14 protein-coding genes are annotated in these 16,694 nt (G+C 38.3%); 10 read left to right on the top strand and 4 right to left on the bottom strand.

Features of this window, described 5'->3' with window-relative positions; all coding sequences use genetic code 11:
* Positions 1–55: 55 nt before the first annotated feature.
* From A9996_RS16230 to A9996_RS16220, 3 genes are all read right to left on the bottom strand, one after another.
* Positions 56–3,253: a cytochrome c biogenesis protein CcsA gene (locus A9996_RS16230; protein WP_066437537.1), complete on the bottom strand. Its 3,198-nt coding sequence runs from the start codon at positions 3,251–3,253 to the stop codon at positions 56–58.
* Positions 3,254–3,521: 268 nt separating this feature from the next.
* Positions 3,522–3,923 (bottom strand): group III truncated hemoglobin, encoded by a 402-nt coding sequence (locus tag A9996_RS16225; protein ID WP_066437534.1) that lies wholly within the window; start codon positions 3,921–3,923, stop codon positions 3,522–3,524.
* Positions 3,924–3,929: 6 nt separating this feature from the next.
* Positions 3,930–4,220 carry a hypothetical protein gene (locus tag A9996_RS16220; protein ID WP_066437531.1) on the bottom strand — a complete coding sequence of 97 codons (291 nt, stop codon included), beginning with the start codon at positions 4,218–4,220 and terminating at the stop codon, positions 3,930–3,932.
* A gap of 74 nt (positions 4,221–4,294) precedes the next feature.
* Here A9996_RS16220 and A9996_RS16215 point away from each other — a divergent pair, with 74 nt between their 5' ends.
* The 10 genes from A9996_RS16215 to A9996_RS16170 all read left to right on the top strand — a co-directional run bounded on the left by A9996_RS16215 (position 4,295) and on the right by A9996_RS16170 (position 15,633).
* Entirely contained in the window at positions 4,295–4,882 is a 588-nt protein-coding gene (locus A9996_RS16215; protein WP_066437527.1) for a Crp/Fnr family transcriptional regulator, read from the top strand.
* Between the two features lie 105 nt (positions 4,883–4,987).
* Positions 4,988–5,755, top strand: coding sequence for a Rossmann-like and DUF2520 domain-containing protein (locus tag A9996_RS16210; protein WP_066437522.1), 768 nt, complete (start codon positions 4,988–4,990; stop codon positions 5,753–5,755).
* Positions 5,736–6,266, top strand: coding sequence for a KdsC family phosphatase (locus tag A9996_RS16205; protein WP_066437516.1), 531 nt, complete (start codon positions 5,736–5,738; stop codon positions 6,264–6,266). Before A9996_RS16210 ends, A9996_RS16205 begins: the two co-directional genes overlap by 20 nt.
* A gap of 471 nt (positions 6,267–6,737) precedes the next feature.
* Positions 6,738–7,661 (top strand): geranylgeranylglycerol-phosphate geranylgeranyltransferase, encoded by a 924-nt coding sequence (locus A9996_RS16200; RefSeq protein WP_083993993.1) that lies wholly within the window; start codon positions 6,738–6,740, stop codon positions 7,659–7,661.
* Positions 7,662–7,951: 290 nt separating this feature from the next.
* The gene (locus A9996_RS16195) at positions 7,952–8,545 is read left to right on the top strand and encodes a Maf-like protein (protein ID WP_066437511.1); all 594 of its coding nucleotides are present in this window, start codon (positions 7,952–7,954) and stop codon (positions 8,543–8,545) included.
* Positions 8,546–8,573: 28 nt separating this feature from the next.
* The gene (locus tag A9996_RS16190) at positions 8,574–9,503 is read left to right on the top strand and encodes a septum formation inhibitor Maf (RefSeq protein ID WP_066437508.1); all 930 of its coding nucleotides are present in this window, start codon (positions 8,574–8,576) and stop codon (positions 9,501–9,503) included.
* 52 nt (positions 9,504–9,555) lie between these two features.
* Complete coding sequence (locus A9996_RS16185) at positions 9,556–10,098, top strand: mechanosensitive ion channel domain-containing protein (RefSeq protein WP_066437505.1); 543 nt, start codon at positions 9,556–9,558, stop codon at positions 10,096–10,098.
* Between the two features lie 172 nt (positions 10,099–10,270).
* The gene (locus A9996_RS16180; RefSeq protein ID WP_066437502.1) at positions 10,271–12,796 is read left to right on the top strand and encodes a PIG-L family deacetylase; all 2,526 of its coding nucleotides are present in this window, start codon (positions 10,271–10,273) and stop codon (positions 12,794–12,796) included.
* A gap of 178 nt (positions 12,797–12,974) precedes the next feature.
* Complete coding sequence (locus tag A9996_RS16175; protein ID WP_066437500.1) at positions 12,975–14,663, top strand: sodium:solute symporter family protein; 1,689 nt, start codon at positions 12,975–12,977, stop codon at positions 14,661–14,663.
* Entirely contained in the window at positions 14,650–15,633 is a 984-nt protein-coding gene (locus A9996_RS16170; RefSeq protein ID WP_066437496.1) for a Gfo/Idh/MocA family protein, read from the top strand. Before A9996_RS16175 ends, A9996_RS16170 begins: the two co-directional genes overlap by 14 nt.
* Positions 15,634–15,690: 57 nt before the next feature.
* Here the strand turns inward: A9996_RS16170 and A9996_RS16165 are convergent, their stop codons facing one another.
* Complete coding sequence (locus A9996_RS16165; protein ID WP_066437493.1) at positions 15,691–16,236, bottom strand: hypothetical protein; 546 nt, start codon at positions 16,234–16,236, stop codon at positions 15,691–15,693.
* Between the last annotated feature and the right edge of the window lie 458 nt (positions 16,237–16,694).

The raw sequence follows: 16,694 nt of genomic DNA, 5'->3' as shown, positions 1-16,694 counted from the left end.
AACAGCCACAAACAAAGTGTTTATGGCTGCAATACTGTATTGACAAATCTAGTTTTTATTTTTTATAATAGACAGCATATTTACGGTAAGCGAAAAAGCCTAAGATGGCAACAACCCCTACAGTTATAGCAATAAACTGCAAGCTCACTATTTGATCACCACTAGCGTAAGCATGAAGTCCTGAAAGATAGAAATTCACACCAAAATAGGTCATCATAATGCTGGCAAATGCAATAATTGAAGCCAAGTTAAAACCAAAACGGCCACGAAGTCCCGGTACCAATCTCATGTGAATAACAAATGCGTACACCATAATACTGATCAAAGCCCAAGTTTCTTTAGGGTCCCAACCCCAATAACGCCCCCAGCTCTCATTGGCCCACATACCTCCCAAAAAGTTACCAATAGTTAATAATACCAAACCGACGGTAAGCGCCATTTCATTGATAAGGGTCAGCTCTTTAATGCTGAGCAACATCTTATCTTTATTGTTTTTGGTGGTACAGACCATCAAAATCAAGGATACCGTCCCTAAAATCAGCCCGAGCGCAAATGGACCATAACTCATGACAATAACAGCCACATGGATCATTAACCAATAACTGTCCAAAACGGGCTGCAATGTTGAAATAGCAGGATCCATCCAATTCCAATGGGCTACCATCAAAATTATTGAGGTCACAAACGCTGTTGAGGCAAGTGTCAAATCACTTTTTCTTCCAAAGGCCAATCCGAAAAACATGGTTGCCCACGCCACATAAATCATTGATTCATAAGCATCACTCCATGGCGCATGCCCTGAAAGATACCAGCGTACACCCAAGCCTGCGGTGTGTACGATGAAGAGTCCTAAAATGACAAATGCAAAAACCTTTACACTTACGTTTATAAATTTATATTTACCGTTGAAGATTTGTATGATCAATAAAATAAACATCAACGTCCCAGCATACATATACCAACTGAATAAGTTTTTAAAAATGTCGTATTTGTTATAGGCAATTTCTGTGGTGATCTTTTTATCTGAAAGCATCACCTCGCTGCCATATTTCTCTTGGGTCTTCTTGATGCCGTTCAATACATTCTCGGCTTGTGAAAAATCGCCATCCTGTTTCGCCTTATTTAGAGTCAGCAAATAGGCACTAAACCCATTGTTGACAAAATTGGCCAAAAGAGAATCCTCCATCTTTTCTCTATAATTGCCTTCTCTAAATTCCTTTGAAGAAATCCATTTGTTATTGTCATCATTAGGCACAGGAAAAATTTTCATGGCAAGCCCCTCAAGTGCGTTGTGCAGTAAATTGACCCGCTGATCAGCTTCCTTAAATTCCTTTTGAGACCCATTAGGCACCTGAGCTCTATACGCTTCGTTGAGATAAGGCTCTAATTTATAAGTACCATTTTCTGTAAAAAAATCAATAAAAGCTACATATTTTTTATCCAATGGCGCTCCAATAATGCTCCTGATGGTATCGGCCTTTTTAGGGGCTAAATAAATGATTGGAACATTGTACCATAGCAACGGACTTTCTTGAATGGACAGCATGATCTGGTTGGCGTCAAATTCTTCATAAGTATCATGCTTGCTCAGCTTACGTAAAATTTCTGAGGCATAGGTATCCATTGGCATCATTCGGCCACTATAATCCTGAACGACAAGACGTCCAAATTTATCAGCATGCTCTTTTGGGGTGATATTGGCCCTCAGCACAGAGTCTATTTGCGTTTTTGATGGGCGATCGTGACCATGTCCATCGTCTTGTGAATGTGTCTCTGTTTGTGAAAAACCAATAGTGGTGAATGCCAAAAACAGAATGGTGATGACCTTACTTTTTTGCTTTTTCACTTTTTCGAGCATGCGATTCAAGTCTGCAAAACGCGTGTTTCTGTCAAACAGAATAGCCATCAGTGCTAAATAAAGCAAAAAATAGCCAATATAGGTGACCCAAGTCCCCCAGAAATCATGATTTATAGATAATATGGTTCCTTTCTCATCAGGATCAAAACTAGCCTGAAAAAAGCGGTAGCCTCTATGGTCCAAGATGTTATTCATATAGATATGGTAATCAAAATCACCTTGCTCTTTATCTAAAACAGTCACCTTACTTTCGTAAGACGAATAGCTTTTTTCAGTTCCTGGAAACTTTTGGGCGATAAAATCGTTGAGTTTCACCTCAAAAGGCAGTTCAATCAATTTAGAACCATACTTAATGGCTATTTCCAAATTCCCGAATTGCACCTGTTCAAATGGATTGTTTTTATAAGGTCCACCCAAGATGTTGACACGCTTTGTTTCGCCATTGACGGTCACCTTCATAACCACACCATCTTCATCACCTTTAAGTATTTCTGATTTTTTTACCACATCAAAAACACCTTTCACCATTGGCTTAGGGAATACCATAGCCATATTGCCTATAACGTAACGGGAACGCAACACCAAAGGCTGTATACTGTCCTTTACCAAAGTACCAGTGGCCCTTGTAGCCATGGTCATGTAAGTGCCTTCATAAGGAGACTCAATAGTCAACCCGCCTGGAGTGCTGGTAATATTGATGGCACCAGGTGTTGGTTTATCCAAAGCAACTAAAACGTTATGTAAATTCTGTACTTCGCCAGATTTTAAAAAGTGATTGTGAGGCTGGCCTTCTCCCGCTTCTACCAATTTTAAGTAGGATTCTCCAGATTCATCAGGAATGACATCAGTTTCAGCACCCTTGATGAATTTTTCAAGTTCAATGGTCACTGGTACATTGTTATAATCAGCTTCTACCTTAAATTCGTTGTCCAAACGGTATGAGAAATCGACCTCACGCTCAATAATTTTGCGTTGCGCCATACCATCCACCATAAAATCACCATCTATATACGCTGTCACGAATGTTTTTTGTGATAAGAATTGATTTTCAGATTCGCCTTCTCTAATGGCCATCATGCCTTCAAATCCGATATATCTTGTTATAAATGCTCCAAAAATGATAAGAATGAATGATAAATGTATGGTTAAGGTGGCCCATTTTTTCCATCGCAGTAACCGGTAGCGAAACATGTTACCTATAAAATTGATCATAAAAATCAACATGATGCCCTCAAACCACCACGCATTATATATCAAATGTCTTGTGTAGGGGGTTGGCGAAGTCTCTTCATTGGCATCTAAAAATGTTCCGACTGCCATAGCTATGGCAAAAACAACAAATAAAGTGGCGGTTAAACGGGTGGAGAAAAGAATGTTAGCGAGTCTTTTTTGCATGGTATAAGGACGTTTTTTTGAGCTTTCCTTTAAGCAATGCAAATTTAGCCATTTTGTTGATTGTGTAAGAATTTAAAGATGTTAAAGTTGAGATATTTTGAAGGCTTAAATCTATTTATAACAAAAGAATTATTGAGTTGCCACAGATAGTTTCAAAAACCGGAATGACTCCAAGAAAAACAAATCATATAGCCTAAGAAAAACAAGGCATTCATAATTTCCGGATAAAGGACAGAAGCAAACAATTTAACGCTCTTTTCTTAATATGTTATGCTTGTCTTGCTTGATAAATATTCATGAACATAAAAGTCCCCATTTTACGAGCACGATTTTTTGCATTTTGAGCGTATTCGCCTTCAAAAAGCTCATCCAAGGTTTCAAACCAGAGATTGAGCCATAATCCAAAATGCTCCTGTGTAATGGCATTGTTGTTTTCCTGATCTACTTTAATATGCACCTCCAATGGATTCCCAACGTACCTGTGCTCCAATTTTTTGGACATAAACAAACTGCTTTCCCAAAACGTGGTCAAACGCTCAATATGCGCATCCCAATCTTTGATCACGCGGTCAAAAAAGGGACCTAAAACGTCATCTTTTTTAACTTTCTTGTAAAATTCTGAAACCAGTAAAAAAACGTCGTCTCTATTGTGAATATCTTTTTTTTCCATTCTATCTTATGCCAAGCGTAGCAAATTAATGATAATAAATGTAACATGAATCAATACTGTTGCAATAAACAAATTGAAAATTAGCTTTGGCTTCATTTGGGCATATAACGAACCATTGTAAGCCATGGCGAAAATAACTACCAAGGTCAAATCTAAAAAATGAAATGTCGGATTGCTGTTTTTCAGGATAAACATGGCGGCAATAGAGCCTATACAACTCTGAAATATAATGCTCAACGGAACGTACAGTGTCAGATGTTCTCTAAAATCGGCCAGTCCTTTGTTATAAAGTGTCATAATCTCTCATTTTTAATGTGGATACAAAGTTCCAAAACCTTTATTTGTATTTTTATGATTCAAATCATAAGACTATGATCCCAGAACAGCTGATTCAAGATTTTGAGGGAACTCTGAAAAATTATTCTAAAGATCACGCCATTTTTAATGAAGGGGCGCATGCTGATTTTTACTATCAGATCAAAACCGGGCATGTGAAAATGTTCAACCTTACTGAAGATGGAAAAGAATTTGTACAAGGGTTTTTTGAAAACGGAAATTCTTTTGGAGAACCACCTTTATTTGGCGCTTTTAAGTATCCGGCAACGGCATTGACCTTAGCTGTTTCTGAAGTTTATGTCCTCCCAAAGTCGAAATTCTTGAAGCTTTTGAAAGCGCATCCAGACATTCATTTGAAATTCACCAAAATGATCTGTAAACGCATGATCTATAAAGCAAAAATAGCCAGGGAAGTCTCCATCTACCCACCTGAACATCGCATCCTAACCTTATTGCACCATCTTAAGGCTAACGCCAAAATTGAGGTGGACTTCGAAGTGCCCTTGACCCGTCAGCAGATTTCAGAATTGACAGGATTACGGGTTGAAACGGTGATCAGGGCCATCAAAAAGCTCGAAAAATCGAAAGCCTTAGCCATTATTGACCGAAAAGTGGTAATTTAAAAAATCACATGCTTCACGAGCAAAAAACACATCAGAAGTCAGCGCTCAGAGTGAAAATTTCCATTTCTTAATTCTTATGTCTTATTTCTTCATTAATTTAGCGGCATGATTTCAGTGATTATTCTTGGTGCGGGCAATGTTGCGACCCATTTATTCAACGCTTTTGACACAGCGGAACAGGTGACTGTCAAACAATGGTTTAATAGAACCATCAAAAGTATCCAACCTTACAAAAACAGGGTTGATATAACAGACGATCTCTCTCAATTAAAGGAAGCTGACGTCTATATCATTGCCGTGAGTGATGACGCCGTTGCCAAGTTATCTACTAAATTACCCTTTGAAAATAGATTGGTCGTGCACACCTCAGGGTCTGTCAACGTGCATGATTTGGACAAGAAGAACAGACGCGGTGTCTTTTATCCCTTACAAACATTTAGCAAAGCAGCAAACCTAAATTTCTCCCATGTTCCCATTTGTTTAGAAGTGTTGGACAAAGCTGATCTCAAGACCCTGAAAACCTTGGCAAAAGTTGTAGGATGTGACACTCATAAAGTCAATACCGACCAGCGAAAAGCTCTACATTTAGCGGCTGTTTTTGTGAATAATTTTACCAACCAATTGTACCGTGTGGCACATGAAATCACCGAAGCCGAAGGTGTAGAATTTGACATTTTAAAGCCTTTACTATTAGAGACCGCCAAAAAAGTACAAGATATTTCGCCTTATATGGCACAGACAGGTCCTGCAAAACGCAACGATAAAAAAACAATAACAAACCATTTACAATTGTTGAAAAGTGAGCAACATAAAGCCATTTATGAACTCCTGACAGCAAGCATCCAAAAAACACATGGAAGAAAAAAACTATAAAGAATACCTTGAACATATTACCACCTTTATTTTTGACGTCGATGGCGTGCTCACTGATGGCACAATTTCATTGACCACCACTGGCGAAATGCTGCGCACCATGCACACAAAAGATGGGTTTGCGATAAAAACAGCTTTGCTTGCAGGGTTTAATGTTTGTATCATCTCTGGAGGCAGCAATGAAGGTGTGCGCCAGCGTTTAAAAGGCTTGGGAGTTACCGATATCTATTTAGGCGCTCACAATAAAATTGAACAGTTGGACGAATATATGGCCATGCATCACATCAAACATGAAAATGTTCTTTTTATGGGTGACGACATTCCCGATTATCCAGTGATGAAACGTGTTGGCTTACCTACCTGTCCGCAAGATGCCGTGCCGGAAATAAAGGCGATTTCAAAATATATTTCCCATAAAAATGGTGGCCAAGGCTGCGTTAGAGATGTGATTGAACAAGTCTTAAAAGTGCAGGAAAAATGGAACGGGAATTTTGATGCGAAGTATGATTGAGGTGGAAGACAGAAGCTGTGGAAGCTAGAAGCTGGAAGGTGGAAGTTGGAAGACGGATGACCGATGACCGGTGACCGATGAGTGATGACCGATGACCGATGAATGAAGACCGATGAGCGGTGACCGAAAACTGAAGACTGAAGACTGAAGACTGAAGACGGATGACCGATGACCGTTGAATGAAGACTGAAGACGGAAGACGGATGACCGATGACCGAAGACTGTAGACTGATGACTGATGACTGAAGCCTGAGGCTTGGACTTCAATATGTAAAATTTCATTGCGACCGTTGCGCTCAACTTTGCGTCCATTGCGTTTAAATCTTATGCACTTAAATAAAAAGACGTAAGTATGGAGAATAGGCCGAAAGAATTCGGAATGCTCGATAATATAGGCCAAAAGCGATAAAAAAATCAGTCGTGTATTCGTGGCTTAAAAACTTAAAAACAACCAACTAACCAACCTACCTATTGAACATTCTAAATTTAATCCGCTGGAAAAACCTATTGATGATTGCTTTTGTGCAATTACTCATAAAATACGCGCTATTTGAGCCTTTCCTAAATACGACAGCACTGACCACAACGCTCAACGACTTTGGCTTTGGCTTATTAATGCTTTCAACCCTTTGCATTGCCGCTGCCGGAAATATCATCAATGATATTTATGATATCGAAACAGATGTAATCAACAGGCCTTCAAAAGTGATTGTTGGTACAAGCATTTCTGAAAAAACCGCCTACACCCTATTTATTATTTTTAATGTTATTGGCGTGCTTCTTGGGTTCTACTTATCCCATTTGGTAGGCAGAAGCGGATTTTTTGCCATTTTCGTCGGTATTTCTGCGTTACTTTATGTGTATACTTCTTATTTAAAACAGACACTCTTATTGGGCAACATTGTTGTTTCGGTTATGGTAGCGTTAAGTATCTTAATTGTAGGAATTTTTGAACTGATCCCAGTGATCACAACACAAAATCAGGCCACACAATTGACCTTTTTTAAAATTTTATTGGACTATGCATTGTTTGCATTTTTAATCAATTTGGTGCGGGAAATTATCAAGGATCTGGAAGATGTGGATGGCGATTATAAGGCCAGCATGAACACGATTCCCATCGTCATAGGACGCGAGAGAGCTTCAAAAGTCGCTTTTGTTCTCGCCCTCGTACCTCTTTTTGGATCCATTTATTATGTCGCTACCTATTTGTTTACCTATGAAATTTTTATTGGCTATTTTCTTGTCGCTATTATTGCACCTCTCATTTATATCGCGATAAGGACGTTTAGCGCAAAATCCAAAAAACACTACCATCATATCAGCAATATGCTTAAATTAGTAATGCTTTTAGGAATGCTGTCTTTACTATTGTATCCGATTGTTCTGAAATAAATTGCTCGCAGAGACTTAAGGGCGCAAAGCAAATTGTGAGTGTTGATCTACCTAGATATGCCTTATTATAAGTTCGGGTTGTTGTCTGTTGACTGTTGACTGTTGACTGTAATTAAGTAATTATTTATTTTATAAGAAGGAAGTATAAAGATCAATTAGCTATGCTGAAATTTTAAAAATTGATTATCAAAAATTACCAACTGCTGACTGAACACTGCTTGCCCGTCCTTAGCTTTTGCGAACCTGCTTATTTGCAGACAGGGGCGGGAACACTGAAAACACTAAATAAAATGATCAACGAGACCCTAAAACACCACAATATCATCCTAGCCTCTGCATCTCCAAGGCGGCAACAATTTTTCAAAGATCTGGGTTTGGATTTTGAAATCCGTTTAAAACCTGTACTAGAAGAATATCCACAGCGATTGACCCATTTTGAAATTAGCGATTATCTAGCGCAGTTAAAAGCCTTACCTTATAAAAAAGAACTTCAACCCAACGACATTCTTATAACAAGTGATACCATTGTGTGGCACAACAAAAAAGCTTTGGGCAAACCAAGAGATGCCGCTGAGGCTTTTGAACTTATAAAATCGTTAAGCAATACTACTCATGAAGTCATTACATCAGTCTGTTTTACATCAATCTCAGATGAAAGAACGGTAAATTCAGTTACAAAAGTGACCTTTAAAAACTTGACCGATGATGAAATAAAGTACTACATTAGCACCTTCCAACCCTTCGATAAAGCTGGCGCTTACGGCATTCAGGAATGGATTGGCCAAATTGGCGTTACCAAAATTGAAGGCTCGTATTTTAACGTGATGGGATTGCCCACACATCTTGTTTATCAAACGTTAAATGACATGGCCAAAACCGTTTAGCGTTGTATTTTAGTACAAATTTTCCGCTATGAAATCACCACTTGTATTCTTTTTTACTGCTTTATTCCTGATGACATTTTCTTGCAAAAACGAAGGGAACGTTCAGGAACAAACTGAAGCCAAGGCTCCAGCTTCCCCTGTTGAAAATTTACAAAATCCACAGCCCTTATCTGAAGAGTTTAAATCTTATTGGTATCAGGGTGAGGCTGAAATTACCTCCTATAGTTTGGAACAGGCCCGTTATGGTGAGATCCGAAATGGCAATGCTGTATTGGTTTTTGTAACAGAACCCTTTTTACAGACAGCACAAGTGAAAGCTGATCAACCGGCTGCCTCAAATATTACTGTTTTAAAGCTCAACGCCACCAAAAATTTCAATACTGGCATCTATCCGTATAGTATTATGCAGAGTGTCTTTTACCCACTTGCCAATAATCAACACGCTTTAAAAATTTCATGCTCGGTTCAAGAATGGTGCGGACATGCCTATACGCAACTCAACAACCGCTCAGAGTTTGAAGTGCGGTCCCATTCCTATTTTGAAGGTGAGGCCGATGAAGATTTCAGTTTAAACAAAAGCATCCTCGAAAATGAACTCTGGACGCAATTGCGCATCAACCCTAAAAGTTTACCTACCGGCAACGTGGAGATCATTCCCTCTTTTGAGTTTTTACGCTTAAAACATTTGCCTTTAAAGGCGTATAACGCTTCCGCAGAATTGACGTCGGAAACATACACCCTTACCTATCCTGATTTGAACAGAAGTCTGAGCATCACATTTAACCCGCAATTTCCTTTTGAAATCATCTCTTGGGAAGAAACTTTTGTTAGCGGTTTTGGAGACAAGGCGCAAGAATTGAAAACTAAAGCCACGAGGATAAAAACTATCAAATCTGACTATTGGAACAGAAACACAAACGCCGATTCTGCCTTGAGAGAAAGCCTTGGTTTAGAATAGCTTTTATTGTTTTCTGTGTATCTTTGCCTCTCATTTTATATTTAAAATACTTATGTTTTTTCAGAACTATCAGCATGAATTCATTTATACAGGTTTTGTCCTTATCGTTTTACTGATTATTAGATTTTTCATCAATAAAGTCATTGGTAAAATTTCAAGAAAAAACGGGATCAACATAGCACGTATCCACCTAATGCAAAGGTATGTCAGTGTGGCGCTCTTTATTATCAGTCTTTTAATTATTCCTTTTATTTTTGGAACGCAAGCTAAAGATTTGGTGTTGCTTTTTTCATCTGTGTTTGCAGTGATAGGCATCGGGTTGTTCGCTATATGGTCTATTTTGAGCAATATCACTTCTGGCATCATCATGTTTTTCTCGTTTCCTTATAAAGTAGGTGATAAAATTCAAATTCACGATAAAGATTTTCCCATTGAAGGGATTATTGAAGATATTAGAGCCTTCCAACTGCATTTGCGTATTGAAAATGGCGATTTAGTAACCTATCCCAACAATTTAATGTTCCAAAAAGCGGTGACCTTAATCCAAAAAGACGCCATTGATGAATATTTTGAGGACGGAACGGACTTAATTTGATCCGTAAAATTGAGAATATTTCTTTCAAATACTATTACGTTCTAAAAATGGCACATTCTTAAAGAGCTCACTAGTGGTCACATCAGCTTGTATTTTTGAGTTAAATAAAAACTAAAATCGAAAATTACGCTGCTTCTTTTTTATATTTGAAGTTCAAGCTAATGTCCAAGAAATGTTCAAACGTTATTTAGTACCCCTAATCACCTTATTTTATTGCTTTACATTACAAGCACAACAACCAAAAAAACCGACGAGCTCAGAGATTTATGAAGCCATAGAAAAACTGAATTTTCTAGGGTCTGTACTCTATGTTGCTGCACATCCTGATGATGAGAATACACGACTTATCTCGCATATGGCCAATGCTGTAAAAGCAAGAACAGCCTATCTTTCTCTAACACGTGGCGATGGCGGACAAAATCTTATAGGACCTGAAATCAGAGAACTTTTGGGGATCATCAGAACTCAAGAATTGGTGGCAGCACGCAAGATTGATGGTGGCGAACAACGTTTTACACGAGCCAATGATTTTGGCTACTCAAAGCATCCTGATGAAACCTTAGCCATTTGGAATAAAGATGAAGTGATGAGTGATGTGGTTTGGGCTATTCGTAAATTTCAACCAGACATTATCATCAATCGGTTTGATCACCGCAGTGCAGGAGCTACGCATGGTCACCACACCAGTTCTGCCATGTTGAGCGTAGAAGCATTTGATGCTGCTGCAGATCCGTCAAAATATCCAACCCAGCTCAAAGATGTCGATGTTTGGCAACCAAAACGCGAGTTTTTTAATACCTCGTGGTGGTTTTATGGCAGTCAAGAAAAATTTGATGCTGCAGATAAAACAAACCTTTTCGGATTGGAGGTTGGCGACTTCTACCCTGCCCTCGGACTTTCAAATTCAGAAATTGCAGCCTTGAGCAGAAGTTCACACAAATCACAAGGTTTCGGAAATACAGGTGCCCGTGGTGGCGAAATTGAATATCTAGAACTTGTAAAAGGCGACTTGCCAAAAGATAAAAACAATATTTTTGAAGGTATTGACACCAGTTGGAACCGCGTAAAAGGTGGAAATGCCATTGGCCAATTGCTGAAAAATATTCAGGAAAATTACAATTTCAATAATCCGTCAGCTTCTATTCCAAAATTGATAGAAGCGTATCAGTTGATTCAAAAATTAGAAAACAAACATTGGAAGGCTGTCAAGTCTGAAGATATCAAAAACGTCATTGCCGCGTGTGCAGGCTTATATCTTGAAGTTGTTGCTGAATCCAATACAGCCACACGAAATAGCCAGGTAAAGCTCAATCTGGAAGCCATCAACCGAAGCGCCCAAAACATAACACTGACCTCAGTACTTTTATCTGATGGAACCAAGATCGAAAAAAATATAGATTTGAAGGATAATGAGTCCCAGCGTTTCAAAGCTCAAATCAACATCCCTTCAAACACGTCATATTCTACACCCTATTGGTTGGACACCAAAGGCACTTTGGGCATGTACAAGGTAGAGGATCAACACTTAATTGGGTTGCCAGAAACGCCCAGAACCATTACAGCAACATTTAATATTTCTATCAACGGCGAAGTAATTGCGTACACAAGGCCAGTTATTTACAAAACCAATGATGCTGTAAAGGGTGAAGTCTACAAACCTTTTGAAATCGTTCCTGAAGTCTCAGCGCACATTTCTGAACCGGTCATTATTTTTGCTGATGATCATCAAAAGGATATTCAGGTTGTCGTGAAAGCCAATCGTGAAAATTTAGAAGGGTTTGTGCAGTTGGATTCTCCGGAAGGTTGGAAGGTGTTTCCTGAGAAGCAAAATGTGGCCATTCTTCATAAAGGCCAAGAGCAAACCCTAGTGTTCACAGTCATTCCTCCCAACAACCAAAGTGAAGGGCTAATGACACCAGTGGTGCATGTTGGCAAAAACATGTACACCAAAAAGCTTGTTGAAATTAATTATGACCACATCCCGTTTCAACTGGTCTTACTGCCAAGCGAGAGCAAGGTTGTACGTTTGGACATCAAGAAAAAGGGCGAGAATATCGGTTATATTGAAGGCGCAGGAGATGTGGTCCCTGAAAGTTTGAGACAAATTGGGTATCATGTAGCCACTATAAAACCTGAAGATATCAGTGCTGAAAATCTTAATCGTTTTGATGCGATTGTAGTTGGCATTAGAGCATACAACACGGTTGACGCCCTAAAATTCAAGCAAAAACAATTATTTGATTTTGTAGCGCAAGGTGGGAATTTGATTGTGCAGTACAATACAAATGGCGATATTGTTGTAGATGATTTGGCTCCTTACCCGTTGGAATTGTCCCGCGATCGTGTGACCGATGAAAATGCAGATGTGAAATTACTGTATCCCAACCACGAACTGCTCAACTATCCCAACAAAATTACCGAAAAAGATTTTGAAGGCTGGACGCAAGAACGCGGGCTTTATTTTCCAGATACATGGTCAAAAGAGTTTACGCCACTGTTATCAATGCATGATAAAGGCGAGTCTCCAAAAAAAGGCAGCTTATTGGTGGCTAAATATGGAAAAGGACATTATATTTATACAGGTTTGAGCTTTTTTAGGGAATTTCCAGAAGGTGTTGCAGGTTCGTTTAGATTGTTTGCAAATATGCTTTCTATTGGTAAAGAATCCGTCAAGTCCGATGAAAAATTAAATGATTAAATCTCAAACCTTGCAGTCCCAAAACTTGGGGATTTATGAGTCAAAAGATTTTTATTAAGAAGAAAAACTATGCAACAACAACCACCAAAAGAGCGCTGGAAAAAATCATATACTTTGGTCTTGGTTGCCAACGCCATTTACATTGTCTTGTTTTATTTTATCATGAAATCCTTCTAATATGCAAACATTAGATTGGGTTGTACTTATAGGAACCCTTGTTTCTATTGTTGCTTATGGCACTTGGAAAACTAGAGGTAGCAAAAACGTTGAAGACTATATCAAAGGTGGCAATGAGGCCAAATGGTGGACCATCGGGTTGAGCGTTATGGCAACCCAAGCCAGTGCCATCACGTTTTTATCCACACCAGGTCAGGCGTTCCACGATGGAATGGGATTTGTGCAATTTTACTTCGGATTGCCAATTGCCATGATCATCATCTGCTTGGTATTTATTCCGTTGTATTACCGTCTCAAAGTTTATACAGCCTATGAGTTTTTGGAGAATCGGTTTGATTTAAAAACCAGAAGTCTGACTGCCATTTTATTCTTGATACAACGCGGATTGGCAGCTGGCATCACTATTTACGCGCCTGCCATTATTCTCTCTGCTGTTTTGGGGTGGAATCTGAATTTGCTGATCATTATTATCGGAATTCTCGTGATTATTTATACGGTGTCTGGAGGCACAAAAGCAGTAAGCATCACGCAAAAACAACAAATGGCTGTTATTTTCACGGGCATGTTTATTGCGTTCTTTTTAATTGTGAGTTATCTTCCAGAAAATATCACGTTTACAAAAGCACTCGATATTGCTGGCGCTAGTGGAAAAATGGATATCCTTGATTTTTCATTCGATTTTAATAATCGTTACACGTTTTGGAGCGGCATTATAGGCGGTACATTTTTGGCACTTTCTTATTTTGGAACCGATCAAAGTCAGGTTCAGCGCTACCTCTCAGGCAAGTCTGTAAAAGAAATGCAAATGGGCTTAATCTTTAATGGACTCTTAAAAGTACCGATGCAGTTTTTTATCTTATTGGTGGGGGTGATGGTTTTTGTTTTTTATCAATTCAACTCTTCGCCCATAAATTTCAATCCTACCGCCACCAAAACGGTGATGAACTCCTCCTATGCTGAAGAATACGAGCAATTACAAAATCAGCAGGATGAAATTTTTCTAAAGAAAAAAGAGTTGATGACAGCCTATGCCGATACTAAAACGGAAGCCATTGCCAGTCAAATAGCAAACTATAATGATGGGGATAGAGCCAACAGAAACGCTGCCAAAGACCTGATCAGTAAAGCCAATAAAGAGCGCGTCCTATCTGTAGAAACCAATGACAAAGATTATGTGTTTATCCACTTTATCTTAAACAACCTGCCACGCGGATTGATTGGTTTGTTATTAGCGGTTATTTTAAGTGCTGCCATGTCAAGCACCGCAAGTGAACTTAATGCCCTTTCATCCACAACCACCATGGATTTATACAAACGCAGCTTTGTGCAGAACAAAAATGAAAACCATTATTTAAAAGCCTCAAAATGGTTTACGTTAGCTTGGGGAATTTTGGCTATACTGATTGCTTGTGTGGCTTATTTGGCGGACAATTTGATTCAATTGGTCAATATCATCGGCTCCATTTTTTATGGCAATGTTTTGGGGATTTTCCTTTTGGCATTCTTTTTCAAGTACATAAAAGGGAATGCCGTTTTTGTTGCCGCTTTAATCACACAAGCCATTGTAATTGCTGGCTGGTGGTATGATTGGATGCCTTATTTGTGGCTCAATGTATTTGGTTGCGCCCTTGTTATGGGCATTGCTTTTATTATTCAAATCATAAATTCACTACAAGATGAACACGCCTAAAACCATCCGTTGGGGTATTATCGGCCTCGGTAAAATTGCAAATAAATTTGCCAAGGACATTCAAACCGTTGAGAATTGCCAACTCTATGCCGTGGCTTCAAGACATCAGGAAAAAGCGACTTCTTTTGCAAAACAATACAATGCCGTAAACGCATACGATTCTTATGAAGCCTTGGCTGCTGATCCTGACATTGACGCGGTTTACATCGCCACGCCACACAGTTTTCATAAAGCGCATTCAATTTTATGTATGAACCATAAAAAAGCGGTGTTGTGTGAGAAGCCATTGGCTATGAATATTATGGAGGTGGAAGAAATGATTGTGGCGGCCAAAGTCAATAATGTGCTGTTTATGGAAGCTTTATGGACCTACTTTTTGCCACATTATCAATTTGTGTTAAGCCAATTGAAATCCGGTAAATACGGTGATATCACAAAATTGGAGGCTGATTTCGGGTTTCAGCCCAAAATAGATATGGATTCTCGAGTTTTTAAAAAATCACTTGGTGGCGGCAGTCTGTTGGATATTGGCATCTACCCTATTTTCGCTGCGCTATCAACTTTAGGAAACCCAGTAGATATTGATGCCAAAGCCACTTTTTTCGAAAATGGAGTCGATTCTTCCTCTGATATGATATTCAATTATAATAATGGTGTCAAAGCCTTTTTAAAAAGCACACTATTGGAACAAACACCAACAGAGGCTGTTTTTCATTGTGAACGGGGCATCATTAAAATCAATACCAGATTTCATCAACCGTCCACAGTTACTGTGACTCATAAGGGAATAGAAACCACTCACGATTTTGGGTATAACACTATTGGATACAATTTTGAAGTCATTCACTTTAACGAATTAATTCGCCAGGGAAAAACAGAAAGCCCAATCATGACCTATGAATTTAGTAGGAATCTTATTGAAACTTTGGATAAAGTCAGAGAGCTCATTGGACTAAATTATATTCCATAAAAAAAATCCCACCATAAGCGGGATTTTTCTGGAAATCATTGTATTTTTGACTCTTAATTAATTATCTATGTTCAAAGTGACGGCTTTATTTAACTTTTCACCTGAACTGATTTTCAAGTTCTTTTTTATATTATTATTCATAATTTGAATTTCATAGGTTTTCTCAACCTCCTTCTGATCATTGTAATTTACAGTATAAACCACTTTTAACAAGCCGCTGTTTGGATATTGACTTAATACTGACTTCATCAGATGTTTGGGAAGTTTAATGTCCTTATACTGCTCTTTCGTTTTTAAAATTTTTCCGTTGTTATCGTAAGTAGCAATAATATGACCTTTAGATCCCCGAAAGACAATTTTAAAAGGTTCATTACGACCATCAAATTTAGGTGACTCCATAACATTATACCTTGAAGCTTCTGTTTCTAATACTTGGACAAAATCAGCCGTTGTTCTGTCCTGTACTTTTTCGAGATAACTAAAGTTAACATTAGTTATTACAACATCATTTAATTTTACTTCCTTTATCTCACCCTTTTTGTTTTGTGAGAACCCTAGGCTGGTAAGACCTAATACGAATAAACCAATTACTAAATTTTTCATGACTTAAGGTTTTTAAAGATTAATACTTATTGATGAAGCAAAGGTGGTGTGTAAACAGAAGCCTCACTTAACAGTCATGATGTAATTGATTTAAAGTATTTTTTGAAACGTTTTACACATAATTTAAAGGCTATAAATTATGTTGCATTTTAAGAATAAAACCTTAAATTTTAGGTAATTATAAAATTAATATTGAGTGCCCAAGTTTATAGGTACTACCATTACGTGTATGGGTCTATAATTTGCTTTTAGCTATGAATATTTAAGAATTAAATGAAATTCTTGTCATTATCGTCCCGTTAGGGAAAAAATACTGGTAGATGGAATTATTTAACGGAGGGCTCGTGCCTTTAGGTACGAAATATGAACACGCATATTCTGTACCCTACGGCACAGGGGCTTTTTGAAACATACATCCTACCGATATGTAGTTCCTAAAGGAACATAAAAAAANAANA

The sequence above is a fragment of the Gelidibacter algens genome, from assembly GCF_001678675.1.
In the GTDB taxonomy this organism is placed as follows: Bacteria; Bacteroidota; Bacteroidia; order Flavobacteriales; family Flavobacteriaceae; genus Gelidibacter; species Gelidibacter algens.
The sequence above is the reverse complement of the archived record's forward strand: the minus strand, read 5'-3'. Positions and strand labels throughout refer to the sequence as shown.